The sequence below is a fragment of the Leifsonia sp. Ger2509 genome, assembly GCF_055231915.1.
On the sequence record NZ_JBUYVB010000003.1, the window covers coordinates 3,595,165 to 3,621,119 of the forward strand.

Here is a 25,955-nt window from a genome sequence, read left to right on the forward strand (position 1 = left end):
TCAGTGCACCACCAGGAGGATCGCGATCACGGCCGCGACGGCGAGCACGACCGACGACAGCAATGGGATCGCGATGGTGGTCGGCAGCCTCCTGCCGTGGCGCATCGCGATCTCGTTCGCCCGCCAGCGCACGAAGGCGATCGCGCTCAGCGCCGCTGAGATGACACTGAGTGCGACAGCCAGGATGACGATGACCGCGTGAGGCCCGATCTGCGTGGAGAACTGCTCGAGGACCACACCGCCGGCAAGCAGCGCGAGCGCGGTGCGGACCCAGGCGAGGAAGGTGCGTTCGTTCGCGAGCGAGAACCGGTAGTCCGGTTCTTCGCCTTCCTGCCGCCAGCGGGGCTCACGCATCAGTGCGATGAACCCACCGTCGAGATCTCGCTCCGGTCGCCGGACCAGAGGGTGTGGAAGACGCCGTCCTCATCGACGCGCTTGTAGGTGTGCGCGCCGAAGAAGTCCCGCTGGCCCTGCACGAGGGCTGCAGGCAGCCGCTTCGAGGCGAGCGAGTCGTAGTAGTTGAGCGCCGCACCGAATCCCGGGACGGGGACGCCCGAAAGGGCGGCGGTCGCGACGACCCGGCGCCATGCCGCTTCGCCCTCGGCGACGGCGTCGGCGAAGTACGGCGCTTCGAGCAGCGTCGCGATGTCCGGGTTCTCGTCGTAGGCGTCGGCGATCCGGTTGAGGAACTGGGCGCGGATGATGCAGCCGCCGCGCCAGATCTTCGCGATCTTGTCCTTGTTGATATTCCAGCCGTACTTCTCGGCACCCGCGATGATCGCGTCGAACCCCTGGGCGTAGGCGACCACCTTGGATGCGTAGAGCGCCTTCGACACGTCGTCGGCGAACGACGCATCCACCTTCTGCACCTCCGGGCGACCGGAGACCACGGACTGGACCGCTGCGCGCTGACGGGGCTTCGACGAGACCGCGCGGGCGAACACGGCCTCGGCGATGCCGCCGACCGGGATGCCCAGGTCGAGGGCGTTCTGCACAGTCCAGACGCCGGTGCCCTTGGACCCCGCCTCGTCGAGCACGACGTCGACGAACGGCTTTCCGGTCTTCGCATCGACCTGACGCAGGACCTCGGCGGTGATCTCGATCAGGTAGGACTCGAGGTAGCCCTTGTTCCATTCGCTGAAGACGTCGGCGATGGCGGCCGGTTCGAGTCCTCCGACCGTGCGGAGCAGGTCGTAGGCTTCGGCGATCAGCTGCATGTCGGCGTATTCGATGCCGTTGTGGATCATCTTCACGAAGTGGCCCGCGCCGTCGGTGCCGACGTGAGTCACGCACGGCTCTCCTTCGGCGATCGCCGCGATGGAGGCGAGGATGGGACCGAGCGTCTCGTAGGACTCCGCGGACCCGCCCGGCATGATCGACGGGCCCTTCAGCGCACCCTCTTCGCCGCCGGAGATGCCGGCCCCGACGAAGTGGATGCCCGTAGGGCTGATGCGCTTCTCGCGGGCGATGGTGTCGTGGAAGTTGGCGTTTCCGCCGTCGACGATGATGTCGCCCGGTTCGAAGCGCTCCACCAGCTCGTCGATGACGGCATCGGTGCCCGCACCGGCCTGGACCATGATGATCGCTGTCCGCGGTTTCTTCAGCGAGGCGACGAAGTCGTCGATGGCCTCGCTCGCGACGAAGCCGGCCTCCGGGTGCTCCCCGGTCAGGGTCTCCGTGCGCGCGAAGGTGCGGTTGTAGACGGCGACCGTGTTCCCTTCGCGGGAGGCCAGGTTGCGGGCGAGGTTGGAGCCCATCACCGCCAGACCGACGACTCCGATGTTGGCTTTTCCGGCGGTGGACTCGGGCACGATCGGCTCCTTCAGAGGGATGGACAGTGTTTCCAGCGTAGCGGGCGCCCGGACACGCGATCGGCTCGGTTACGCCGCTTGACGTGCGCTGTTGACGCGCGCCGGTCAGGGCAGCCGGAAGGTCGCGCGCGGGATGTCGGAGACCAGCCGCTGGGCCAGCACGAAGGCGTCGTCCTCGCTGAGCTGGTGGGTGGCGACGAGGGAGGACAGGTAGGCGGCATCGACGCGCCGCGACATGTCGTGCCGTGCGGGGATCGAGCAGAACGCGCGGGTGTCGTCGATGAAGCCGCTGGTCTTGGTGAACCCCGCGCTGTCCGTGATCGCCTGGCGGTAGCGCAGGATCGCCGCGGGCGTGTCGAGGAACCACCACGGAGCGCCCGCGTAGACCGACGGGTAGAAGCCCGCGAGCGGTGCGATCTCGCGCGAGAAGGTGGTCTCGTCGACGGTGAACAGCACCAGCCGGAACGTCGGGTTCGTCCCGAAGTCGCGCAGGATGGGCGTGAGAGGGCGCGTGAAGGAACCCGCGTCGGGCAGGTCGTGGCCGGTGTCCGGGCCGAACGCGTCGAAGGTGGGGCGGTGGTGGTTCCGGATGACGCCGGGGTGCAGCTGCATCACGAGCCCGTCTTCGCTGGACATGGCCGCCAGCTGGTAGAGCATGTTGCGACGGTAGGCGGTCGCCTCGGCCGGTGGAAGCGGACCCATGAGGGCGGAGCGGTGGATGCGCTCGGCATCGGCTGCCTCGAGGGGCTCGGAACCGGCGTCCAGGACGCCGGTGTCCGTCGCGGTCCCGCCAGCGGCGATGAACGCCTGGCGGCGCGTGCGGAGAGCATCGAGGAGGCCGCTGTAGGTCGAGCAGTCGACGCCGGACCGCGCGGAGAGAAGGTCGAGCCTGCCCGTCCAGGTGGGCTCATCCGGATGCATGTACCGGTCGGCTCGGAAGGTCGGGATGACGCTCGCGGTGAACGTCGGATCGTCGCGGAGGGCCCGGTGGGCGGCGAGGTCGTCCGCAGGGTCGTCCGTGGTCGCGAGCACGGCGATCCGGAACCGGTCGAGGAGCGCCCGGGGCCGGAACTCCTCGCGCGCCAGTGTCTCCGCGAGTTGGTCGTACAGATCGTCCGCGTTGGCTGCGGACGGCTGTTCGGTGAGGCCGAAGACCTCGTTCAGCTCGGTTTCGAACCAGTACCTGACAGGTGTCCCGAGAAACGCATCCCAGTGCTCGCAGAGCCGGCGCCAGATGGACCGTCCGGATGCGGTAACGGGGAACCCTGCCCGCGCCACACCGAGCTCATCGAGCGGTACGCCCACCGCGTGGAGCATCCGGAGAACGTAGTGGTCGGGCGTGATCAGCAGCGCGGCAGGGTCGGGGAACGGCGTGTCCTCCGCGAGCATGGCCGCGTCGATGTGGCCGTGCGGCGAGTAGATCGGGGCGTGCGCGACGGATGCGTGGAGCCGCCGAGCGAGATCGCGTTCGATCGGCTCGATGGGAAAAAGCCGGTCGGGATGCGGGGCGAGTGCGGTCATGGTCGTCCTTTCGCGTGCGGTGCCGGCCCGGTCGACGAGCGGACCGTGAGATGGGTGGGAAGCGTCGTGCTCCGGCGGGCCGCGACGATCGGTTCGGCCTCGAGGCGGCCGAGGAGCATGGACACCGCGGTCCGTCCGGCCTGCTCGATCGGGGCGGTCAAGGTCGTGAGCGGAGGGCTGCAGAAGTCGGCTCCGAAGATGTCGTCGCAGCCGACGATGCTGATCTCGTCCGGCACCCGCACGCCGCGTTCCCTGAAGCGCATCAGCATGCCGATCGCGAGGAGGTCGTTGAATGCGATGCACGCGGTGACCCCGGCGTTGAGCACGGCGTCTGCTGCCGCTGCCCCGGCGTTCTTTTTCGGCGTGAACGGCCCGATGCGTCGCATCGTGACGCCGTGGGTGCCGCTGGCACGCACGAGTGCACGCCAGCGGCCTTCGTTCGGCCACGATGTCTCCGGCCCGGAGACGTACGCGATGTCGCGGTGCCCGAGGGAGACCAGGTGACCGAGCGCCTGTTCCATTCCGCTCGGAGTGTCGATGAAGACGCTGGGCACGCCCTTCGTCTGGCGGTTGATGGCGACGAGCGGGAGTTCGCCGGCCAGCGTCGTGAGCCGCCGGTCGGTGAGGCGCGAGGCGGAGAGGATGGCGCCGTCGAACGACCGCCGCAGCTTGTGCAGCATCTCGTCCTCGAACTCGTCGGACTCCTCGGTGTCGACGAGGAGCTGCGTGTAGCCGGCCGCTTTCAGCTGCTGCTGCGTTCCCCGGATGATCCCGAAATAGAACGGGTTGGTCACGTCGGAGACGAGCACGGCGATCGCCCGCGTCCGGCCGGAGGTGAGTGCGCGCGCCTGCGAGTTCGGGACGTAGTCGAGTTCACGTGCGGCGCGTTCGATCCGTTCCCTGGTCACGATGTTGACCCTGGCCGGGTTCGAGAGGGCGCGCGAGACGGTGGAGGTGGCGACGCCGCTCGCCGCGGCGACGTCTGCCAGCGTGGCCGGGCGCCGCGACCCCGCTCCGGCGAGAGGTTCCATGAGGGAAGCAAACCATAGTTTGGCAAATTATGGCAAACGGTTGCACAAGCATTTTCACCTTCCCTATGGTCTGTTCCAGCCGCCTTCGCAACGGCGAGACCTGGGGTGGCACCCGCCCGTCCTCACTCAAAGGAGAGTTCCGAATGAAAGCACGCAACGCGCTGGCCGCGGTCGCGGGCCTGGCCGTCATCGGCCTGGCGCTGCAGGGTTGTTCGTCCAACGGCACGGCCGGTTCGGGGTCGTCGAACCTCGATGGCAAAGGCAAGACGATCACTGTCATGATCGCCGCCAACACCATCTATCCGACGGACCAGAAGCAGTGGTTCCAGCAGGTCTCCGACCACTTCGAGAAGGAGACGGGAGCCAAGGTCGCGTTCGAGACATTCGCCTCCGCGAACGACGAGCTCACCAAGATCCAGACGTCCGTGCTGTCCGGCCAGGGCCCGGACCTCTATGACCTCGGTACCACGTTCACACCCACGGCCTATTCGACGGGCGCCTTCGTCAAGCTCACCGCTGCCGACTGGGCGAAGGTGGGCGGCCGTGACCGTTTCGTTCCGGCCACGCTCGGCATCTCGGGCCCGGACGAGAAGAACGAGGTCGGCATCCCGTTCCTCAGCCGGCCGTTCGTGATGGCGTACAACAAGGATCTGCTGGCAGCGGCCGGCATCGAGAAACCCGCAACCACGTGGGACGGGCTCACCGACCAGGCGAAGAAGCTGACCCGCGGCGACGTCCACGGCATGGCGATCGCGTACGCGGACTCGTTCGACCCGTGGAAGTTCGTCTGGGCGATGTCGATCCAGGCCGGCAACCCGATCCTCGACCTCGACGCGAAGAAGGCGCAGCTCGACGACCCGGTGACCAAGAAGGCCTACCAGACCTACTTCGACTGGCTGACCAAGGACAAAGTCGTCGACCCCGCCGCGATCGGCTGGAAGAACGCCCAGGCGATCGCCTCGTTCGCGAACGGCAGGGCGGCCTTCCTTCCGATGGTCTCCTCGTCGTCGCAGGTGACCCTCGACAAGTCCGCCGTCGCCGGCAAGTACGCCTATGCCGTGATGCCGACCGTGCCGCCGGGGGAGCCCTCGAACCCGAACGGCGGCAAGCCCGCCTCGAGCATCATCTCGGGCGACAACATGGTCGTGGCGAAGTACTCGAAGAATCAGGACCTCACCTTCGCCCTGGTCAAGATGCTCACCAGCACGGAGAACCAGGTGAAGTACACGAAGACCTTCGGCGACCTTCCGACCAACGCGGACGCCGCCAAGCAGATCGAGCAGGGCAACAGCTCGCTCGCGCCGATCCTCGAGTCGGGGTCGAAGGCGGTCGGAACTCCGTTCTCCGGTGCATGGGGAGACACCCAGCTCGCGCTCGTGAACGTCGTGGTGCAGTCGATCCCGTCACTGTCGAGCGGCTCGGTCAGCTCCTCCGAGCTCGAGTCGAGGCTGAAGACCGCGGAGGCGACCGCGCAGGCATCGCTGGACAAGGCGAAGTAGCAGGTTCCGACGAATGTCTGAGACAACCGTGGTGGCGCCGGAGCGCGTCACCGGTGAGCCGGGCGTTCCGCTCGCGGGGCCCGGCCCTGCGGGCGGGCGCCTCGCGCGCCGGCGCCCGAAGACCGTCCAGGAACGCAACCGGCCGCTCTGGCTGCTGCTTCCCGGCGGAATCCTGATGGTGCTGGTCATCGTCGTCCCGCTCGTCGTAGCGGTCGTCATGTCGATGCTCGACCTCGACCAGTACACCCTCCAGAGCTGGCTGCAGGCTCCGTTCATCGGGCTCCAGAACTACGTCGAGGCGGTGACGAAGTCGTCGTTCCTCCACTCGATCTGGATCAGCGTCTCCTTCGCCGTCATCGCAGCCGTCGTCACTCTTCCGATCGGAGTCGCGGCCGCCCTTGCGACGCAGAACCGCTTCCGGGGCCGGGGTCTCGTCCGGTCGCTGTTCCTCATCCCGTACGTGCTGCCGGCGTTCGTCGTCGGCACGCTCTGGCGCACGATGCTGCAGCCGGGCGGTGTGGTCGACTCCGTCCTCGGCGGGCTCGGCATCCACGCCGGCCTGTGGCTGAACGGGCCGCAGAGCTACTGGTCCCTGATCATCGTGCAGATCTGGACATCGTGGCCGTTCTTCTACCTGCTGGTCCTCGCGGGCCTCCAGTCCGTCGACCACGAAGTGCACGAAGCGGCGGCTCTCGACGGCGCCCTCTGGTGGACCAAGCTGCGATACGTGATCTTCCCCTACCTGAAGGGCCCGGTGACGCTCGCACTGATCATCGCGTTCCTCCACAACATCAACGCCTTCACGCTGCCGTTCGTGTTGTTCGGCGTCCCCGCCCCGCAGGATGTCGAGGTGCTCCCGGTGCTGACCTACGTCACGAGCTTCCAGAGCTTCCGCTTCGGGCTGAGCGCCGCGATGGCGATCCTGTCACTCGTGCTCATCGCCATCCCGCTCTTCGCCTACCTGCGCGCCGTCAGACTCGACACCGGAGAGGAAGGGCGCCGACCATGACCGATGTCACCAGGCTGCTTCCGAGACCTCTGCTGGTCGCGATCATCACCATCCTGCTGATCGTCGTGCTCGGCCCCGTGCTGTACATGCTCTTCTCGTCCGTCAACTCGGATGTCTCCGTGGCATCCGGCGCGTTCTTCCCGGCAGAGCTCCACCTCGACAACTACCTCAAGGTGTGGTCGACCGTCGACCTCGGCCTGGGGCTGACGAACAGCGCGGCGCCGTCGCCGTCGTGTGCGCGTTCCTCGCGATCTCGACCGCCTACGTGCTCGTACGATTCGCATTCCGTGGGCGCCTCGCGTTCCTGCGCGGGCTCCTCGGACTGCAGTCGATTCCCGGCACGTTGATGCTGTTGCCCGTGTTCGTGCTGTTCGCCAGCACCGCGACACTGCTCGGCATCCAGATCATCGGCACACGATGGGCACTGTTCATCACCTACCTGACCTTCGCTCTGCCGTTCTCGACCTGGGTCATGGTCACCTACCTGCGCGGCCTGCCGCGCGAGCTCGAAGAGGCCGCACGCATCGACGGCGCCTCATCATGGCGGATCCTCACCAGGATCGTCGTCCCGCTGAGCTGGCCGGGCATCGTCGTCTCGGCGATCTTCGCGTTCCTGCTCGGCTGGAACGACGTGCTCTTCGCATCCGTCCTCACCAGTCCGGACACCCGAACGGCCGCCGTGGCACTGCAGGTGTTCGGAGCGACCCAGGAGGGTGGCGCGATACCGCTCTACGGGCAGATGATGGCGGCATCTCTCATCTGCGCCGTGCCCGTGGTCGTGCTGTACCTCGTCTTCCAGCGCTACCTCGTCGGTGGCCTCACCTCAGGAGGAGTCAAATGACCCGGACCGAATGGACCCTTTCCGGGTTCGGCGACGAGATCGACGCCGACCCGGTCGTGCAGGTCGCCGTGCTGCAGGCGCTGGGCGCGCGACACATCGAAGTGAGGAGCGCCTGGGGGGTGAACGTCGTCGACCTCGACGACGACTCCCTGGACCGGCTCGCCGGCCTGCTGCACGAGCGCTCCGTCGGGGTGTCGGCCGTCGCATCGCCGATCGGCAAGGTCGACGTCGCGCTGCCCGTCGAGCACGAGCTCGACCGGCTCGGTCGCGCGATCGCCGCAGCGCGCCGGCTCGGCACCCGCTACATCCGGATCTTCTCGTTCTTCCGGGGCGACGGCGTCGCGATCGAGAGCATCCGCGACGACGTGCTCCTGCGGATGCGCGCCCTGGCAGACCTGGCCGAGCGCTCCGACGTCGTGCTCCTCCACGAGAACGAGAAGGACATCTACGGCGACACACCTGAGCGGGTGCTCGACGTCATCGAGTCGGTCGGGTCCGACCGGCTCCGGGTCGCCTGGGACAGCGCGAACTTCGTGCAGGTCGGTGTGGCCCGGCCCTTCGACCAGGGCTACGCGATGCTGCGCCCTCACCTCGAATACCTGCAGGTGAAGGATGCGGTCTCCGCAACGGGAGAGGTGCGCGCCGCCGGTGAAGGCGACGGGCAGCTCCTCGAAACCCTGACCGCGCTTCGCGACGACGGCTACACGGGGTTCGCCTCGCTCGAACCCCACCTCACCGACGTGAACGCCCTCGGCGGATTCTCGGGCCCGGAAGCGTTCGGCCGGGCCGGCCGCGCCTTCCGTGCCCTCACCGACCAGATTGGAGTGCGCCTCGGATGAGCGACGCGACCACCACCACCGACATCGCCGACCCGGCCATCCTCTCCGTCGCCATCGTCGGCTGCGGGATCATCGGCCTGAACCACGCCAGGGCGATCGCCCGGCACCCGCGCCTGACGATCACGGCCCTTGTCGACGCCGTTCCTGCCGCGGCGACAGCGCTCGCCGACCAGGTCGTGTCCGAGCTGGGAATCGGCCGGCCCACCGCGTACGAGACTCTGGGGGAGGCGCTCGCCGGGAGCCGGATCGACCTCGTCGTCGTGTGCACGCCCAGCGGCCTGCACGTCAGGCTCGCCGAGGAGGCGCTGGCCGCGGGAACGCACGTCGTGATCGAGAAGCCGCTCGACGTGTCGATGGCGCGGGCCAGGGAGATCGCCCGCCTCGCGGACGAGGCCGCGACACGGGGGCTCGTCGTCTCGGTGATCAGCCAGCACCGGTTCGATCCCTCGTCGGTCGTCGTCGCGCGGGCCGTCCACGACGGGCGGTTCGGACGGGTGACCAGCGGGATCGCATCCGTCGCCTGGTGGAGGAGCCAGGACTACTACGATTCGGGCCAGTGGCGCGGGACCTGGGAGCTCGACGGCGGGGGAGCCGTCATGAACCAGGGCGTGCACACGGTCGACTTGTTGGTCTGGTTCCTCGGCCGCCCGGTTGACGTCCACGCCCACACGGCGCTGCTCGCCCACGACCGCGTGGAGGTCGAGGATGTCGCCGTCGCGACGATCCGGTTCGAGTCCGGCGCGCTCGGCGTCATCCACGCGACCACCGCCGCATATCCCGGACTGTCGGTGCGCGTCCAGGTGCACGGCGACCGGGGGTCCGCGATCATCGACGACGACCAGCTCGAATACTTCGCTGCGGCGCCCGAGGGCGACTTCGACGCGAGCGGGTCGTCGATCCGCAATCGGGCCGCCGAGCTCGTGCCGGCAGGGGAGGTCCGCGGCGGAGACCGGGGACCCGACGTGTTCATCACCGGTCATCTCCGGCAGTACGAGGATGTCGTCGATGCGATCACGGAAGGCCGCGAACCCGGTGTGCGGGTCCAGGATGCTCTCCTCTCGCTCGCCGTCGTGCGCGCGATCTATCTCTCTGCGACCCTCGGACGTTCGGTCGCCCTGGACGACGTGCTCTCCGGTTCGCTCGACGCGATCACCGTGGCGACGGGAGCGGGCGCATGAGATTCTCCGTCTTCACCGCGTCGACTCCCGAGTGGACGCCCGAGGAGGCCGCGCGCATCCTCGCCGCCCAGGGCTGGGACGGCATCGAGTGGCGCGTCACAGACCAGCAACCGGCGGATCCGCCCGGATTCTGGGCCGGCAACCGCGCCACCTGGCCGCTCGAAGGCCTCGAAGGCTCCCTCGACGACATCGCGAGGATCACCAGGGAGGCAGGACTCGCGTTCTCGGGGATCGGCGGGTACGCGCGCGCCCACGACCGCGAGAACGTCGACCGGATGCTCGCAGCGACGGCGGCGCTCGGCGCTCGCCAGGTGCGGGTGACGATGCCCCAGGTGCGGCTCGGCGACTACCGTGAGCTGTTCTCCGCGACGCGTGCCGATCTCGAGTGGGCGGCGGAGCGTGCGGCGGACCTGGGCGTGAAGGCGCTGGTCGAACTCCATCACACGACGATCACGCCGTCCGCCTCCGCGGCCTTCCGGCTCGTCGAGGGACTCGAGCCCGCCCACGTCGGCGTGATCCACGACCTCGGCAACCTCGTCATCGAAGGGCAGGAGGATCACCTCGCGGCGTTCCAGCTGCTCGGCCCTTACCTCGCCCATGTCCATGTCAAGAACGTTCGGTGGGTGCCGTCCAGCGAGCCGGACGCCGACGGCACCCTGCGCTGGCGCGACGAGTGGGCGCCGCTGCGCACCGGGCAGGCGGATGTCGCGGCGTACTTCGATGCGCTGGCCGCGTTCGGCTACGACGGCTGGGTGACCTCGGAGGATTTCTCCACCGATCTTCCGCTCGAGGAGCGGACGCGAGACAATCTCGAATACCTGCGGGCCGTCGCAGCCCGCACGCGCGGAAGCGCCGGTGAGGAGACACGATGAGCTCGGACGATCCGGCGGGCGAGGATTCGTCCTCGCCGCGTACGACGCGCCACCCCGTGCGGATCGTCCACCTGGGGCTGGGGGCGTTCCACCGTGCGCACCAGGCCTGGTACACGCAGGCGGCGAACGACCTGGCGGTCGATGACGGCTGGGGCATCGCGGCGTTCACCGGTCGGTCGCCGGATGCGGCAGTCGTGCTCGCGGCGCAGGATGCGGTCTACACGCTCATCGAACGCAGCGCGTCGGGCGATGGGGCACGACTGATCGAGAGCATCAGCGCGGCGATCGACGGTGCGGACGGCGATCGCTGGCGCGCGGCCCTCGCCGACCCCGCTGTCGCCGTCGTCACGCTGACGATCACGGAGGCGGGCTACCGTGCGACGGGGCCGGAGTCCGCCGGCGCGCGTCTGGTCGACGGGCTGCGAGCCCGCAGGGCCGCGGAGGCACCACCGATCGCCGTCGTGAGTTGCGACAACCTGCCGGACAACGGCCGTGTCGTCGGTGATCTCGTACGAAATATCGCCTCCGATGACCCAGAGCTCGCCCACTGGATCGACGGCAACGTCTCGTTCGTCTCGACGATGGTCGACCGGATCACCCCTGCGACGGTCCCGCACGACCTGGCGGTCGCTCTCGAGCTCACCGGGTTCCGGGATGCAGCACCTGTCGTCACCGAACCGTTCAGCGAGTGGGTGCTGAGCGGCGCCTTCCCCTCCGGCCGGCCCGCCTGGGAGGCAGCCGGCGCGCGGTTCGTCGACGACGTCGAGCCCTTCGAGCGACGCAAGCTGTGGCTGTTGAACGCCGGGCACTCCGCACTCGCCTACCTCGGCCTCCACCGCGGCCTTCGGACCATCGCGGACGCTCTGGCGGACGCGGCGTGCAGGCAGACGCTCGAGGCCCTCTGGTCGGAGGCGCGCCCGGTCCTCCCGTTCGATGACGCGGAATTGGATGCGCAACTCGCCGCACTCCGCTCGCGCTTCGGGAACGCCCGGATCGAGCACAGCCTCGTCCAGATCGCCCAGGACGGGTCGCAGAAGCTTCCGCCGCGCATCCTCGATGTCGCGCGCGCCCGGGCGGATGCAGGTCTGCCGGTCGGAGCAGCCGGGGCCAGGGTCATCGCCGCCTGGATCATCCACCTCACGACCGACGCCGTTCGCGACCCGGCCGCTGAGCCGCTGGCAGCGCGGATCGGTCCCCTCGATGCCGAGGGCGCCGTACGCGAAGCGCTGGCCGTTCTCGACCCTTCCTCTTCCCTGGTCGGCCCGGCGTTCGCCGCCGAGGTCGCCCGGCAGCTGGTCGCGCTGCGACCGCACGACACCCCCACCCCCGAACGGCAAGGAGCTCGCTGACATGCGAATCACATCCGCTGAAGTCCTGGTCTCCAGCCCGGGCCGCAACTTCGTCACACTGCGCATCACGACCGACGACGGGTTCACCGGTCTGGGGGATGCGACGCTCAACGGCCGGGAGCTGGCCGTCGCGGCTTACCTGAGCGAGCACGTGGTTCCGCTGCTGATCGGACGGGATGCCCACCGCATCGAGGACACCTGGCAGTACCTGTACCGGGGTGCATACTGGCGGCGCGGACCGGTGACGATGGCGTCGATCGCGGCGGTGGACACCGCTCTCTGGGACATCAAGGCGAAGGTCGCGGGGTTGCCGCTGTACCAGCTGCTGGGCGGGCGCAGCCGCGACGGACTCCTGGTCTACGGCCACGCGTCGGGTGCCGAGCTGCCCGAGCTGTTCGAGTCGATCCACGAGCATCTGGAGGAGGGGTATCGCGCAGTGCGGGTGCAGACGGGCATCCCCGGCCTGCCCTCGGTCTACGGGGTGGCGTCCAGCCGCAACGCGTCGGCCGGAGCAGACAGCGGCAGCGACGCCCGGTACGACTACGAACCTGCCAGACGCAGCGCGGTCCCGGTCGAAGAGAGCTGGGACACCCGGGCGTACCTCCGCCACGCGCCGACGGTGTTCGAGGCGGTCAGGAACGAGTTCGGCCCCGAGCTCCCGCTGCTGCACGACGCGCACCACCGGCTGACGCCGATCCAGGCGGCGAAGCTCGGCAAGTCCCTCGAACCCTACGACCTGTTCTGGCTTGAAGACGTCACACCCGCGGAGAACCAGGCGGCCCTGCGCCGGGTGCGGGAGCACACGACGACTCCGCTCGCGATCGGCGAGGTGTTCAACACGATCTGGGACTACCGCGAACTCTTCGAGGAGCAGCTGATCGACTATGTGCGGTCGCCGGTCACCCACGCGGGCGGGATCACCGGCCTGCGCCGGATCTTCGACTACGCGGCGGTGTACCAGATCAAATCGGGCGTGCACGGACCGACCGATGTCTCGCCGGTCGGCCTGGCCGCGGCCATCCACCTCGGCATCGCCATCCCGAACTTCGGGATCCAGGAGTACATGCGGCACAGCCCGGCGACGCACGAGGTCTTCCGCACCAGCTACATTTTCGAGGGTGGGATGCTGAAGCCGAGCGACGATCCCGGCCTGGGAGTCGACTACGACGAGGTCGTCGCAGGGTCGTACCCGTACGAAGCGGCATACCTGCCGGTGAACAGACTCCTCGACGGCTCCATGCACGACTGGTAGAGAGCAGGACGAACCGCGATGACAGACCCCCAGCCGCAGCCGGAGCGTCCGCTCGTCGTCGTCATGGGTGTGTCCGGATCGGGCAAGAGCACCGTCGGCGCACTGCTCGCCGCGGCGTTGGGTGCGCCGTTCACGGACGGCGACGACCTGCATCCACCGGCGAACGTCGCGAAGATGGCGGCCGGCATCCCGCTCGACGACGAGGATCGGTGGCCCTGGCTCGCCGCGGTCGGCCGCGCGCTGGCGGGCGCGGGGCCGCACGGGCTGGTCGTCGCGTGCTCCGCACTGAAGCGCGTCTACCGGGATGCGATCCGCGCCCAGGCTCCGTCCGCGCGGTTCGTGGAGCTGGACACGTCACCCGAGCTGCTCGCCGCACGCATGGTGCGGCCGGGCCACTTCATGCCGCCGAGCCTGCTGGCCTCCCAACTGGCGACGCTGGAGCCGTTGGCGGCCGACGAACCCGGGGTCCGCATCCGCAACGACGGCCCGGAGGCCGTCGTCGTCGCCCGTTCCGTGGCCGCACTCGGCATCGGGTAGACTGACTCACTGAACTTCGGCGAGGGATGCTCACCCGGGCTTTCGGGCGGACATCCGTTATCGACGCGGTGGAGCAGGCTTCGCAGTCTTTCCTCACACGTCTTTCATCTGAACGATGCGTTCGAGTCGACACAACACCAGACACTGCGAGCACAGCTCGCCTGACAGCCGGCACGCCCGGCAAGGAGAAAACTCATGGCTGATGAGAGCAACAAGGTCGCCGCAGAACTGCGCACCAGCTTCGGCAAGGGCGCTGCGCGCAAGATCCGCGCCGTAGGCAAGATCCCCGCCGTCATCTACGGACACGGCACCGACCCCCAGCACGTGACCCTTCCCGCGCACCAGGTCGGCCTGCTGCTGCGCAAGGCGAACGCCGTGCTCGAGCTCGACATCGAGGGCACGGACCAGCTCGCGCTGGTGAAGGACGTCCAGAAGGACCCCGTGCTCCAGATCATCGAGCACCTCGACCTCATCGTCGTCCGCCGCGGCGAGAAGGTGCACGTCGAGGTTCCCGTGCACGTCGAAGGCGAGTCCTTCTCGGGCACCATCGCCGTTCTCGAGGTCACGACCCTGCGTCTCGAGGCCGAGGCGACCCACATCCCCGAGCGCATCGTCCTCGATGTCGAAGGCGCAGAAGAGGGCACCCAGTACCACGCCAAGGACCTCGTGCTCCCCTCGGGCTCGACCCTGCTCGACGAGCCCGACCTGCTCATCCTCAACGTGATCGTGCCCGCCGCGGCTCGTGCCGAAGATGAGGAAGAGGGCGAAGAGTCGGCCACCGAGGCCACCGAGGCCGCTGCTGCGGACGCAGAGTAGTCGCGGGGTCAACCTGCCTGAGACCAAGCATTCCGTTTCTGAGATCACATCCTGTGGACTCCGCTGAAACGCCCTGGCTCGTAGTCGGGCTCGGTAACCCCGGGCCCGGCTACGCGGCCACGCGCCACAATGTGGGGCAGATGGTGCTCGCCGAACTCGCGTCGCGCGGCAGCATGAAATTCAAGACGCACAAGACGAACTCCACCGTCGCCGAAGGCCGTATCGTCCCCGGCGGTCCGCGCTACATCCTGGCGAAGCCCAACACGTTCATGAACGTGTCCGGCAGCCCGGTGTCCCAGCTGATGCGCTTCTACTCGCTCGAGCCGTCGCGCCTGATCGTCGTCCACGACGAGCTCGACATCCCCTTCGACACGATGAAGCTCAAGTTCGGCGGTGGACACGGCGGCCACAACGGTGTCCGCGACGTGATCGCCGCCATCGGCACCGGCGACTTCACCCGCGTCCGGGTGGGCGTCGGGCGACCGCCCGGCCAGCAGGGCGCTGCGGACCACGTGCTCCGTGAGTTCGGTTCGGCCGAGCGCAAGGTTCTCCCGAACGTGATAGCGGATGCGGCGGATGCGGTCGAGCAGATCGCGACAGACGGACTCACCGCGGCCCAGCTGCGGTTCCACACATCCGCCTGAGCCGGGCGCCCGTCAGGTGACGAGCCGCCCGGCGCGCGCCGGCCCGGGCCGGTTTCCTCAGGCCCCCGGCAGTGTTGCGCTGATCGCGACGCTGAAGGCGACGAACGAGACGATCGGCGCGAGAACCGAGACGACGATCGCGACGATCCCGTAGGTGCGACCCCGGTTCTTCGCCGTGGCGACGATGCCCTGGATCAGCGACCACAGTCCGAACGCTGTTCCGAACAGGACGATCGCGACGAGGCCGAGGCCCAGGCCTCCGATGGCGCGCAGTTCCGCGGCCGATGCGGTGCTCTGGTCGAGGGTGAAGCTGCTCGAGGTGCGCGTCGCGTAGGGCCCGAGCATCGCGCCGAGATCGATGAACACTACGAGGCTCACGACGAAGACGACGATCCCGATGATCATCGCGACGAGCCCGAGGGTCTTCGATCGGGGGACAGCGACCTGCTCGCCGTACAGGGGCTGCGCGTACCCGGGGGCAGGCTGACCGTAGACGGGCGGCTGCTGGTACACCGTCGGCTGGTGTCCGTAGGCGGGGGGCTGCTGGTAGGCCGGCGGCTGCTGCACGTAGCCCGGGATCCGTTCACCGTACGCGGGCGGCTCCTCGACGGGCGCCGCTGGGGGAACGGGAGGTGCAGGAGGAGCCGGGGGAGCGGGCGGCGCGGGCGGAGCCTGCTGCTCACCGTTCGACGCGGACTCGGTCGGTGGACCGGACGGGCGGTTCGGCTCCGGCGGCGGAAAATCGGTCATGCGTGTGCTGCCCCTGGCTGCTCGGTGGTCGACGGCGCCGAATGACGCGTCTGACCTGAGGCTATTGGTATCGGTCGCGTCCGGCAATGTCCCCTTCCGAGTGATCCTCCGGGGTTGACGGGCCACGTTTCCCTGCTCATTTCGAGCCTCGGCATCTACAGTTCCCGGCATGAGGTTGTACACGCGTGAGTGGGGTACGGGAGACCGCCACGCAGTTCTCGTCCACGGAGTCATGTCGGACTCGCGGGGATGGCGCACGGTCGGTCCAGCGCTCGCTGCGAAGGGGTATCGCGTCACCGCCGTCGACCTGCGCGGGCACGGTCACAGCCCGCGGGCGGACGAGTACACGGCCGAACTGCTCGCGCAGGATGTGCTCGACACCGTCGCGCCGCATCCTGAACTGGTCATGGGCCACTCGCTGGGCGGTCTGACGGTCAGCCTCGCCGTCGAGCGGCTGCAGCCCGACCGCGTGGTCTACGTCGATCCCGCCTTCGGCCCGGAGCTTCCCCGGTGGCAGCGTGTGCTGGCGCCGGCCTTCCTGCGCAGCCTCGCCTGGGCATCCGCTGCGGCGATCGCGCGACGCAACCCGCGCTGGGACCCGGCCGATGTCGCGATCGAAGTGGAGACGATGAAGACGTACGACCGTGCGGTGATCCCCGTGCTGCTCACCCCGGGTGCGCTGCGTGCTCCGGACGAGATGCATGTGCCCTCGCTGGTCGTGCTCGCCGACAACTCGCACCTCGTCACGGACGAGCTCGCCGAACGTCTGCGCGAGCGCGGTTTCGAGGTGCGCGTCGTCGAAGGCGCGGGGCACACGGTGAGCCGGGACGACTTCGCGGGCTTCATGCGGGCGCTCGACGGCTGGATCTGACGCGTCCGGTCGATACGTCGGTGGTACTCCGTAGACTTGTCCGGTGATCCTCCAGGGCTTAATCGCAGCGCTTTCGCGCGCCTCCACGTTCGATGACGCCCTTGTTTTCGCGTCGCGCAACGCCGACTTCTCCCTGACCGACGGACTCCGTGCGCCGCTGCTGGCCGGGCTCCTCGACCGGCGGGCGCAGTCGGGACTGCCCCAGGCGCTGCTCGTGATCACGGCGACAGGCCGCGAATCCGAGTCCGTCCGCAGTGCACTGGCCAGTGTGGTGCCGAACGCGGAGATCATCGAATTCCCGGCGTGGGAGACGCTGCCGCACGAGCGTCTGAGCCCGAGCGCCGAGATCGTGGGCAAACGTCTGCTGGCACTTCGTCGCCTCGCCGACTGGCAGGGTGGCGACCGGTCGACGCCGATCATCGTCGTCGCATCCGTGCGGGCTGCGTTGCAGCCGGTGGCCGACAACCTCACCGACTACGAGCCGATCGAACTGGCGGCCGCCGGCCGGGGCTTCGACCTGGGCGCGCTCGCCGTGCAGCTGGTCGACCTGGCCTACTCGCGTGTCGACATGGTGACACGGCGCGGTGAATTCGCTGTCCGCGGTGGCATTCTCGACGTGTTCCCGGCGACAGCCGAGCATCCGTACCGGGTGGATTTCTTCGGCGACGAGGTCGAGCAGATCCGGCCGTTCTCGGTGGCAGACCAGCGCTCGCTTCCCGATGCGATCGCATCCGTGACCCTCCCGCCGAGCCGCGAGCTCCTCCTCAGCGACTCCGTGCGCCAGCGGGCGCGGGAGATGGAACACGAGTTCCCGAGCCTCGCAGGGATGCTGGCGAAGATCGCCGAAGGAATCCCGGTCGAGGGGATGGAGTCGCTGGCTCCCGCTCTCGTGGACCGCCTCGTGCCGGTCACCCACTACCTGCCGGACGGTGCCGCCGTCGCCGTGCTCTCACCCGAGCGGGTGGCCGGCCGCGCCATCAGCCTCGCCGAGACGAACCGGGAGTTCCTCTCGGCCGCGTGGAGTGCCGCGACGGTCGGCGCCGCCGCACCGATCGACCTCGCCGCGGGCGACTTCATGACGCTCGAGAGGCTGCGCCAGAGCGTGCAGTTCTCCGCGCCCGGTGAGCGCTCACCCGATCACCCCTGGTGGACCTTCAGCAATTTCAACGCGGGCGAGCTGCTGCCCGAACAGCGCGACGTCGAGGAGTACCTCACGGTTCGCATCGACGCCGAGGCCGTGCCGAGCTTCCAGGGCAACGTCAACGGCGCCATCGAGCATGTCGCCGAGCGGCTCCGCGCCGGGTGGAAAGTGGCCGTCGTCGCCGAGGGCGCCGGTCTCGTCGAGCGCGCCGCCGACGTCCTCGCCGAGCAGGAGCTGCCTGCGCGACTGGTGGAGGAGTACCCGGCCGACCCGGAGCCGGGGGTCGCGTACCTGCTGAAGGCGGCCGTCGAGCACGGCTTCGAGCTCGAAGAAGCGAAGCTCGTGCTGATGAGCGAGAGCGAGTTCTACGGCAGGACCGCCGGATACGACTCGCGCCAGGTGAAGAAGCTCGCGACCCGCCGCAAGAACGTGGTCGATCCACTGCAGCTGAAACCGGGCGACTACGTCGTGCACCAGACGCACGGCATCGGCCGGTTCGTCGAACTCACGCAGCGCGAAGTCTCCAGCGGCGGGCGCAATGCGGTGAAGTCGAAGCGCGAATACCTGGTGCTCGAATACGCGCCATCCAAACGCGGTTACCCCGGCGACAAGCTCTACGTGCCGACGGACCAGCTCGACCTGCTGACCCGCTACGTCGGCGGGGAGGCCCCGGCGCTCAGCAAGATGGGCGGCAGCGACTGGTCGGCAGCGAAGGGCCGTGCACGCAAGGCGGTGCGCGACATCGCCGTCGAACTGGTCAAGCTCTACTCGGCGCGCATGGCGAGCAAGGGCCACGCGTTCGGGCCCGACACGCCCTGGCAGCGCGAGCTGGAGGAGGCGTTCCCGTTCGCGGAGACCCCCGACCAGCTGCAGACGATCGACGAGGTCAAAGCCGACATGGAACGGCCGATCCCGATGGACCGGCTCATCTCGGGCGACGTCGGCTTCGGCAAGACCGAGATCGCCGTGCGTGCGGCGTTCAAGGCCGTCCAGGACGGCAAGCAGGTCGTGATGCTCGTGCCGACGACGCTCCTCGTCCGCCAGCATTTCGAGACCTTCCAGGAACGGTTCGCCGGGTTCCCCATCCACCTGCGCGCGCTCAGCCGGTTCCAGACGGATCGGGAGGCCGCCGAGACGCTGCGCGGGCTCGCCGACGGCACGGTCGACGTCGTCATCGGAACGCACCGCCTGCTCGCCGACGGCGTCACGGTCAAAGACCTCGGGCTCGTGATCATCGACGAGGAGCAGCGGTTCGGTGTCGAGCACAAGGATGCGCTCAAGAAGCTGAAGACGAACGTCGACATCCTGGCGATGAGTGCGACGCCCATCCCGCGGACGCTCGAGATGGCGGTCACCGGCATCCGCGAGATGTCGACGCTCGCCACGCCGCCGGAAGACCGTCACCCGATCCTCACCTTCGTCGGGCCGTACTCGGAGCGCCAAGTGGCCGCCGCCATCCGGCGCGAGCTTCTCCGGGAAGGCCAGGTGTTCTTCGTCCACAACCGCGTCGGGAGCATTTCGCGGGCCGCGGCGAAACTGGCGGAACTCGTGCCCGAAGCGCGCATCGCCGTCGCCCACGGGCAGCTCCCCGAGCACGTCCTCGAGCAGGTCGTGGTCGACTTCTGGGAGCGCAAGTTCGACGTGCTCGTCTCCACCACCATCATCGAGACCGGGCTGGACATCGCCAACGCGAACACGATCATCATCGACCGGGCGGACAAATACGGGCTGAGCCAGCTGCACCAGTTGCGCGGCCGCGTCGGCCGAGGCCGCGAGCGGGCCTACGCGTACTTCCTCTGGGACGAGAACAAGCCGCTGACCGAGACCGCCCACGACCGCTTGTCGACCATCGCGGCGAACAACGATCTCGGGAGCGGCATGCAGGTCGCACTGAAAGACCTCGAGATCCGCGGCGCCGGCAACCTGCTCGGCGGCGAGCAGTCCGGTCACATCGCCGGCGTCGGGTTCGACCTCTACCTGCGGATGATCGGCGAGGCCGTCAGCACCTTCCGCGGCGAGGTCGCGGAGGGGCAGACCGAGCTGCGCCTCGAACTGCCGGTCGACGCCCACATCCCCGAAGACTATGTGGACAGCGAGCGGCTGCGCCTCGAGGCCTACCAGAAGCTGTCGACGGCGAGCTCGCCGGCGGTCAAGGACGACCAGATCGGCATGGTGCTCGAGGAGCTCGTCGACCGGTACGGCGAACCGCCCCTGCAGGTGCAGAACCTCATCGCGGTGTCGCGGCTCCGTCGCGCAGCGCAGCGTGCCGGACTCGGCGAGGTCGTCGCGATGGGCTCCAACCTGCGCATCGCGCCCGCAATCCTTCCCGATTCCCTGCAGGTGCGGCTCCAGCGGATGTATCCGGGGTCGAAGTACCACGCGGCGCCCAAGGTCGTCACTGTCCCGCTGCTGCGTGTGAACGGCGAGGCGCCCGATGATGCCGACCTGATCGACTGGGTCGCCACGCTCCTCGGGGCGATCTTCCCGGTGCCGGAGCCGGCCGCACCCGCGGCGGCCGCCGCGTCGGCGAACTGAGTCCGCAGCGCACAGGTTCTGAACCCGTGCACACGGCGCACCCTGTGCGCGTGTTCAGAAGGTGGGCACGAGCGCCTAATGCGACCCCGCCGCGACGCCGACCACGATCGTGCCCACGACGAGCACGAGAAGGATCACCGCAATGGTGATCCCCACCGGGTTGCCGAGGTTCACCGTCCAGCCCACACCGAACCGCTTGGGAACAAAAAGGGCTGGATCGGCTCGGTTGACGTATACCGAACCGGCCTTCCAAAACCGGTCGTCGTCGGGAGCTTCTGCGGTGGGCGAGGTCCCCGTCCCGATCGCGCGCGCCGACGCGCCCGCCGCGACAGGCGAACCGGCACGCGAAGCCGCCGTCGCGTGGAGGTAGCGCCCGATGAAGAGTGCGACCACCCCGAAAATCAGCACAGGGATGGTGAGCGTCGAGACGACGACCACGGTCGGCGAGACAGGGGCCAGCCATCCGACGACGGCGACGCACGCGAACTCGAGTGCGATCAGGAAGGCGATCTGGCCGAGCAGCCCCTGCATGAGCTGTCCCTGCGCGAGCGCCACCCGCGCGGACACCTCGGGGGAGTCGGATGCACTGGCTCGCGTCGGCCACCTCGGCAGGAAGACGGCCAGGACGAACATGAACGCCACGAGGCCGATCCCCAGCAGGATCGGCCCGAACACCGACCAGAGGTCCTTCGCCGCGAACCGGTCGGGCACACCGCCGGCGTTCCAGTGCACGGGAAGCGGATCGGGCAGGCTGTCGTAGAGGGCCGCGCCGATGATGACGGCGGCCATGAGAACGACGATGCCGGCCACATACCAGCCGATCGCGGGTGCCACACGCGGCCGGTCCGCCGTGGTGATGGTGGCGGTCAGCCGCACCGGCACCTCGTCGTACCAGCCGCCGTCGCGCTTCGCGCGCTGGATGATCTGCCGGCTCAAGACGTACACGAGGAGCGTTCCGACGAGCAGGGCGACGATGGGGAGCAGCGCTCCGACCAAGGGTGTGAGCACCGCACCGAGAACGCTCATGACGACGGAGAACGCCGTGACGGCTGCAACTCCGACGCGGTAGAGGCGCACAGCCCGACGAACGACCGGATCGCCGACGCGGGTGCTCGGGATGCTGACCCCGAGCGGGATCGTCGGTCGCGTCAGTGACGGCATGACAAAGAGCATCGCGCCGACCAGGACGACGATCAGCAGGATGACGATGGTCACGATCCAGTTCATGAGCGTGGGCCTTCCGGTTGTTCTGCGAGCGACCGCTGCAGGGTGAAGTCTTCGACGATGGCGGTGCTGCGCCCGACGATGTCGTCGTCGGCGAGTCCTTGCGCGACGGCTTCGGCGAGGAGGGTCGCGAGCCGAGCGGACCATTCGCCGATGAACTTCTCGTCGGCCGGCTCGCTACCTGGACCGCGAGCGATCACGGAGCCGGACTTGTGGTTGGTGCGGATGATGCCTTCATTGCGCAGCAGGTCGTAGGCCTTGGCGACCGTGGCGACGTTGATGCCGAAGTCCACCGCCAGCTGCCTGACCGAGGCCAGCTGCTCGCCGGCCGTCAGCTCGCCCCGGGCGACCGCTTCGACGACGCGATCCCGGATCTGCTGGTAGATGGGTGTGGCCACCTGTGGATCGATCTCTATCTGCACGGCATGGTCCTCCTATCTGCTCCATCTGTACTATAACAGATGGTACAGATACACAGACACTACCGACGGAGCGGCGGACGTCAGCTGGCAGGGGAGGGGTGCGGATGCTCGCGCCGGTACCGACGGGCCAGGCGGCTCACGAGCAGCGACGCGACGACGATCGAGATGCCGGACCCGAGCAGCACCGCGATGGTCCCTTCATCGCGTACTTCCGGGTGGGCCGCGAACGCGAGTTCGTTCATGAGCAGCGACACGGTGAAGCCGATGCCGCCCAGCGCCGAGATCATCAGCAGCCCCGCCAACGAGATCTTCCGGCGATCCGCACCCCGTTTGGTGAACGAGCCCAGCCAGCCGCCCAGGGTGATCCCGATCAGCTTGCCGACAGGAAGGGCGATGAGGATGCCCCAGAACGCCGGCGCGAGCTGCGAGGGGGCGACCTGGGGGATCGGCACCAAGGCCGCGGAGAAAGCGAAGAGCGGGAGGATGAGCCCGTTCGACCAGGGTTCGAGATGATGTGTGACGCGGCCGGCCGGCCGGCGGGCCATGACCAGCCCCAGTGCCACGCCGGCGATCGTGGCGTGCACGCCCGAGTCCTGCACGAGCCACCAGCTCAGGCAGGCCAGCAGCACCATCAGGACGCCGATCGGAATCCGCATCGGGCCACGCAGGTAGCGGCTGAGCAGCCCGAACAGCGCGACTGTCACTGCGGCGAGCAGAAGTTCGACGAGGTTCGGGTTCGTGGTGAAGAACACCGCGATGATGAGGATCGCGATCAGGTCGTCGAGCACGGCGAGAGCCAGGAGGAACACGCGAAGCCGGTTCGGGAGACCCCGCCCGAAGACGGCGAGCACGCCGAGCGCGAAGGCGATGTCCGTCGCGGTCGGGATCGGCCATCCCTGTCCGTACCCGCTCGATCCAGCGATCAGCAGGTAGACGCCGGCGGGCACGACGACGCCGCCGATGGCTGCGATGGCGGGGTGGATGGCTTTCTGCAGGCTGTTGAGCTCGCCGACGACGAGTTCGTGCTTCAGCTCGACGGCCACGATGAAGAAGAAGATCGCGAGGAGGCCGTCGCTGATCCAGTGACCGACGGTGAGCTGGGTGCCCGGCCAGCCGAGCTTGGTGTGCTGCAGGTCGGCGAGCGTGGGCCCGACGGCGGTGTTGGCGAGCAGCAGCCCGAGAGCCGCAGCGCCGAGAAGCAGCCCGGCCGCTGTCCGCTCCGAGCGGATGAGGCTCACAGCGGGGCGACCAGGCAGAGGACGTGACCGTCGGCGTCCCTGATGACCGACTGTCGTTCTCCCCACTCCTGGTCCGCGGGCTCGTCCACCAGCGTGGCGCCGGCCTCCACGGCGGCCGCCGTAGCCGCATCCACGTCCGCCACCACGAAGCTGGGGGCTACTCCGGCGTCGCCGGACGTGGGGATGCGTTCGTGCAGCAGGACCTCCACGGCGCTGCCGACGGGTTCGTTGTCCGTGGCGAGCATCACCAGGCCCTCGACGGCGTAGCGCCGGGTGAGGCCGAGCACGCCTTCGTAGAGCTCGAGGGCACGGGCGAGTTCTTCCACCGAAACGGTGATTCGTGCGATGCGGGTTCCCATGAGATCAGGCTAGTCGTCCGGGGTTCCCGGCCGACGGTGAGAGGATGGCAATGCACGTATTGGAGGGCTCATGACCGACCTCAGCTTCTCATCCTCCGCAGCGACCGGGGTGCCGACGGAACTCGACGAACTGGTCGCGGTGATGACCAGGCTCCGCGGGCCGGGCGGGTGTCCGTGGGATGCCGACCAGACGCACGAGTCGCTGGTGCAGTACCTGATCGAGGAGACCTACGAGCTCATCGAGGCGATCGAGACGGGCGATCGCGACGACATGCTCGAAGAGCTGGGCGACGTGCTCTACCAGGTGTTGTTCCACGCCGACATCGCCGCGCACACCCCCGGCGAGGATTTCGACATCCAGGACGTCGCGGCGCAGATGACGGCGAAGATGGTAGGACGCCACCCGCACGTCTTCGGTGACCGCGTCGCCGAGACACCGGATGCGGTGATGGAGTTCTGGGAGGACCTCAAACGACGCGAGAAGCCCGGCCGCACCAGCGTGCTCGACGGCATCCCCCAGGCGATGCCCTCCCTGGCGCTCGCCGACAAGCTCCTCGGACGCGCCGAGAAGGTCGGCCTTCTCGAGCTCGAGGGCGCGGGCGGTGTGAACGTCGGGTCGGAGGATGAGCTGGGCGCACTGCTGCTCGCGATCGTCGCCTCCGCGAAGTCGAACGGGCTGGATGCGGAGCGCGCTCTGAGGACGACGCTGCGCGGGCTTCAGGAGGAGATCCGCGAGCACGAGGCCGGGGTCGCGGACGCCGGGATCATCGGCCTGCCCCTGCCGGAGGCCTGACCGACCGGGTCGGTGATGGCCGACGACGCGACCGCCGGGTGGGCACCCTCGACCATTCGGGTGAGAGCGGAACGCACTCCTGGTGTCCGGCGACCGTGTCGTCGTCCTGTGTCTGACAGCGAGCACCGCCCGTGGTCGGGTACGGATGCGACTCATGCCAGGTCCTCTGGGACACCACCGAAGCCGGACGGGTCCGGCCATCAGGGTGGCAACACGGGTATTTTACGACCGGTTCGGCTGGCGCGCGAGACGAATTGCGCTCATCCGAGCAGGCGGCTGAAGAACGCGCGGATGGCGTCCGCGGCGTCTTCCGGATGCTCGATCCCGGCGAAATGGCCGCCACGCGGTGCGACGACGAATTCGCGCACATCGTTCGCCGCCCGCTCCGCGAGCGAGCGCGGAAATCCGTCCATCACCGGCTCCCGGCTCAGGTAGACGCCGACGGGCGCCTCGATCGGTGGGCGGGGCGGATTGGCCGGGTAGTCGAAGTACTGCGCGAAGGAGGTTCCGATGCTGTCGGTCGCCCAGTAGAGCGTGGCGATCGTCAGCAGCACCTCCGCATCGATCACCCGATCGAGTTCGCCATCCACCCAGTCGTGCCATTTGTCGGCGATCCAGGCGAGCAGGCCGGCGGGGGAGTCTCACAGGGCGGCGGCGATGGTGTCCGGGCGCGTCAGCATGATCTCGCTGTATCCGCCGTCCGCCCGGTCGTAGCGGTCGACCGCCTCGAGGAAGACGCGCTCCTCCTCGCTCGTGGCCTCTCCGTCGGACGGGAACGGAGCATTCAGGAGCTGGATGCCGATGAGCCGGTCGGCGTGGTCGACGCCCAGCCAGGTCGCCGCGCCGCCGCCGATGTCGCCGCCGAACGCCGCATACCGGTCGTAGCCGAGCACGCCCGTCATGAGTTCGTGCAGGTCTTCGGCGATCTCCCGGCGGGTGAGGGGGCGGTCGCCGAGCTCGGAGAACACGAAGCCGGGCAGCGACGGGATGATGACGTCGAAGGCGATGCGCGCATCCGAACCGGACGCCGCCGGGTTGGCGAGCCTGTCGCCCAGCGGAAGGTACTCGGTGAACGCACTCGGCCAGCCGTGGAGCAGGAGCAGCGGCACCCGCAGGTCCGCGGAACCGGCGGCGGGGATGCGGACGAAGTGGATGCGATGACCGCGCACCTCGGCGACGAACTGCTCGTACGCGTTCAGCCGGTCCTCGATCGCGCGCCAGTCGAACGCGGCCCATGTCGCGACGAGCTCGCGAAGGGCCGCGGGATCCATCCCTCCCTCCCACGGTGCGTGTCCGAGTGGCGGGACGTAGTGCGTCCTCTCGAGTCGGCCCCGCAGGTCGTCGAGCACATCGTCGGACACGTGGATGCGGAACGGTTCGATTGTCATCGCAGCCACCGTACCCGCCCATGGAAGAATCGTCA

At 68.6% G+C, this 25,955-nt stretch carries 24 protein-coding genes and 1 pseudogene; 14 read left to right on the top strand and 11 right to left on the bottom strand.

What is annotated here, in order from left to right; all coding sequences use genetic code 11:
* The 4 genes from ACV7NN_RS17405 to ACV7NN_RS17420 form a co-directional block, all read right to left on the bottom strand.
* Window positions 1–354, bottom strand: coding sequence for a YidH family protein (locus tag ACV7NN_RS17405; protein WP_463350816.1), 354 nt, complete (start codon window positions 352–354; stop codon window positions 1–3).
* Window positions 354–1,811: an NADP-dependent phosphogluconate dehydrogenase gene (gndA, locus tag ACV7NN_RS17410; RefSeq protein WP_463350817.1), complete on the bottom strand. Its 1,458-nt coding sequence runs from the start codon at window positions 1,809–1,811 to the stop codon at window positions 354–356. Before gndA ends, ACV7NN_RS17405 begins: the two co-directional genes overlap by 1 nt.
* A gap of 105 nt (window positions 1,812–1,916) precedes the next feature.
* Window positions 1,917–3,332, bottom strand: a complete 1,416-nt coding sequence (gene uxaC, locus ACV7NN_RS17415; protein WP_463350818.1) for a glucuronate isomerase — start codon at window positions 3,330–3,332, stop codon at window positions 1,917–1,919.
* Window positions 3,329–4,363, bottom strand: a complete 1,035-nt coding sequence (locus tag ACV7NN_RS17420; protein WP_463350819.1) for a LacI family DNA-binding transcriptional regulator — start codon at window positions 4,361–4,363, stop codon at window positions 3,329–3,331. Before ACV7NN_RS17420 ends, uxaC begins: the two co-directional genes overlap by 4 nt.
* 143 nt (window positions 4,364–4,506) lie before the next feature.
* Between ACV7NN_RS17420 and ACV7NN_RS17425 the strand changes: the two genes are divergently transcribed.
* The 11 genes and pseudogenes from ACV7NN_RS17425 to pth all read left to right on the top strand — a co-directional run bounded on the left by ACV7NN_RS17425 (window position 4,507) and on the right by pth (window position 15,199).
* Window positions 4,507–5,862, top strand: a complete 1,356-nt coding sequence (locus ACV7NN_RS17425; protein ID WP_463350820.1) for an ABC transporter substrate-binding protein — start codon at window positions 4,507–4,509, stop codon at window positions 5,860–5,862.
* Window positions 5,863–5,875: 13 nt separating this feature from the next.
* Window positions 5,876–6,871 (top strand): carbohydrate ABC transporter permease, encoded by a 996-nt coding sequence (locus ACV7NN_RS17430; protein ID WP_463350821.1) that lies wholly within the window; start codon window positions 5,876–5,878, stop codon window positions 6,869–6,871.
* Window positions 6,868–7,712: pseudogene (locus ACV7NN_RS17435) on the top strand (carbohydrate ABC transporter permease). The gene ACV7NN_RS17430 and the pseudogene ACV7NN_RS17435 overlap by 4 nt, the downstream one beginning before the upstream one ends.
* Entirely contained in the window at window positions 7,709–8,551 is an 843-nt protein-coding gene (locus tag ACV7NN_RS17440) for a sugar phosphate isomerase/epimerase family protein (protein ID WP_463350822.1), read from the top strand. The pseudogene ACV7NN_RS17435 and the gene ACV7NN_RS17440 overlap by 4 nt, the downstream one beginning before the upstream one ends.
* Window positions 8,548–9,729 (top strand): Gfo/Idh/MocA family protein, encoded by a 1,182-nt coding sequence (locus ACV7NN_RS17445; RefSeq protein ID WP_463350823.1) that lies wholly within the window; start codon window positions 8,548–8,550, stop codon window positions 9,727–9,729. Before ACV7NN_RS17440 ends, ACV7NN_RS17445 begins: the two co-directional genes overlap by 4 nt.
* Entirely contained in the window at window positions 9,726–10,601 is an 876-nt protein-coding gene (locus ACV7NN_RS17450) for a sugar phosphate isomerase/epimerase family protein (RefSeq protein ID WP_463350824.1), read from the top strand. The genes ACV7NN_RS17445 and ACV7NN_RS17450 overlap by 4 nt, the downstream gene beginning before the upstream one ends.
* The gene (locus tag ACV7NN_RS17455; RefSeq protein WP_463350825.1) at window positions 10,598–11,950 is read left to right on the top strand and encodes a mannitol dehydrogenase family protein; all 1,353 of its coding nucleotides are present in this window, start codon (window positions 10,598–10,600) and stop codon (window positions 11,948–11,950) included. Before ACV7NN_RS17450 ends, ACV7NN_RS17455 begins: the two co-directional genes overlap by 4 nt.
* A 1-nt stretch (window position 11,951) precedes the next feature.
* On the top strand, window positions 11,952–13,202 hold the full coding sequence (gene manD / locus ACV7NN_RS17460; protein WP_463350826.1) for a D-mannonate dehydratase ManD: 1,251 nt from the start codon (window positions 11,952–11,954) through the stop codon (window positions 13,200–13,202).
* 18 nt (window positions 13,203–13,220) lie between these two features.
* Window positions 13,221–13,739, top strand: coding sequence for a gluconokinase (locus ACV7NN_RS17465; protein ID WP_463350827.1), 519 nt, complete (start codon window positions 13,221–13,223; stop codon window positions 13,737–13,739).
* 195 nt (window positions 13,740–13,934) lie between these two features.
* Complete coding sequence (locus ACV7NN_RS17470) at window positions 13,935–14,555, top strand: 50S ribosomal protein L25/general stress protein Ctc (protein WP_463350828.1); 621 nt, start codon at window positions 13,935–13,937, stop codon at window positions 14,553–14,555.
* Between the two features lie 53 nt (window positions 14,556–14,608).
* Window positions 14,609–15,199: an aminoacyl-tRNA hydrolase gene (gene pth / locus ACV7NN_RS17475; protein ID WP_463350829.1), complete on the top strand. Its 591-nt coding sequence runs from the start codon at window positions 14,609–14,611 to the stop codon at window positions 15,197–15,199.
* Window positions 15,200–15,256: 57 nt separating this feature from the next.
* On the opposite strand, the gene ACV7NN_RS17480 is transcribed toward pth, so the two are convergent.
* Window positions 15,257–15,949, bottom strand: coding sequence for a hypothetical protein (locus tag ACV7NN_RS17480; RefSeq protein ID WP_463350830.1), 693 nt, complete (start codon window positions 15,947–15,949; stop codon window positions 15,257–15,259).
* A gap of 169 nt (window positions 15,950–16,118) precedes the next feature.
* Between ACV7NN_RS17480 and ACV7NN_RS17485 the strand changes: the two genes are divergently transcribed.
* Together ACV7NN_RS17485 and mfd are read left to right on the top strand one after the other, a co-directional pair.
* Window positions 16,119–16,820, top strand: coding sequence for an alpha/beta fold hydrolase (locus ACV7NN_RS17485; protein WP_463350831.1), 702 nt, complete (start codon window positions 16,119–16,121; stop codon window positions 16,818–16,820).
* 43 nt (window positions 16,821–16,863) lie between these two features.
* The gene (gene mfd / locus ACV7NN_RS17490; protein WP_463350832.1) at window positions 16,864–20,496 is read left to right on the top strand and encodes a transcription-repair coupling factor; all 3,633 of its coding nucleotides are present in this window, start codon (window positions 16,864–16,866) and stop codon (window positions 20,494–20,496) included.
* A gap of 75 nt (window positions 20,497–20,571) precedes the next feature.
* Here mfd and ACV7NN_RS17495 read toward each other — a convergent pair whose 3' ends face one another.
* The 4 genes from ACV7NN_RS17495 to ACV7NN_RS17510 all read right to left on the bottom strand — a co-directional run bounded on the left by ACV7NN_RS17495 (window position 20,572) and on the right by ACV7NN_RS17510 (window position 23,739).
* The gene (locus ACV7NN_RS17495; protein WP_463350833.1) at window positions 20,572–21,723 is read right to left on the bottom strand and encodes a DUF1648 domain-containing protein; all 1,152 of its coding nucleotides are present in this window, start codon (window positions 21,721–21,723) and stop codon (window positions 20,572–20,574) included.
* Window positions 21,720–22,142: a GntR family transcriptional regulator gene (locus ACV7NN_RS17500; RefSeq protein WP_463350834.1), complete on the bottom strand. Its 423-nt coding sequence runs from the start codon at window positions 22,140–22,142 to the stop codon at window positions 21,720–21,722. Before ACV7NN_RS17500 ends, ACV7NN_RS17495 begins: the two co-directional genes overlap by 4 nt.
* 80 nt (window positions 22,143–22,222) lie before the next feature.
* A complete protein-coding gene (nhaA, locus tag ACV7NN_RS17505) occupies window positions 22,223–23,380 on the bottom strand; it encodes a Na+/H+ antiporter NhaA (RefSeq protein WP_463350835.1) in 1,158 nt (385 codons plus the stop codon).
* Window positions 23,377–23,739 carry a VOC family protein gene (locus ACV7NN_RS17510; protein ID WP_463350836.1) on the bottom strand — a complete coding sequence of 121 codons (363 nt, stop codon included), beginning with the start codon at window positions 23,737–23,739 and terminating at the stop codon, window positions 23,377–23,379. Before ACV7NN_RS17510 ends, nhaA begins: the two co-directional genes overlap by 4 nt.
* Window positions 23,740–23,809: 70 nt before the next feature.
* On the opposite strand from ACV7NN_RS17510, the gene ACV7NN_RS17515 reads away from it, so the two are divergent.
* Window positions 23,810–24,532 carry a nucleoside triphosphate pyrophosphohydrolase gene (locus tag ACV7NN_RS17515; protein WP_463350837.1) on the top strand — a complete coding sequence of 241 codons (723 nt, stop codon included), beginning with the start codon at window positions 23,810–23,812 and terminating at the stop codon, window positions 24,530–24,532.
* A gap of 260 nt (window positions 24,533–24,792) precedes the next feature.
* Here the strand turns inward: ACV7NN_RS17515 and ACV7NN_RS17520 are convergent, their stop codons facing one another.
* Window positions 24,793–25,122 carry an alpha/beta fold hydrolase gene (locus ACV7NN_RS17520; protein WP_463350838.1) on the bottom strand — a complete coding sequence of 110 codons (330 nt, stop codon included), beginning with the start codon at window positions 25,120–25,122 and terminating at the stop codon, window positions 24,793–24,795.
* A 51-nt stretch (window positions 25,123–25,173) separates the two neighbouring features.
* Window positions 25,174–25,920 carry an epoxide hydrolase family protein gene (locus tag ACV7NN_RS17525; RefSeq protein WP_463350839.1) on the bottom strand — a complete coding sequence of 249 codons (747 nt, stop codon included), beginning with the start codon at window positions 25,918–25,920 and terminating at the stop codon, window positions 25,174–25,176.
* Between the last annotated feature and the right edge of the window lie 35 nt (window positions 25,921–25,955).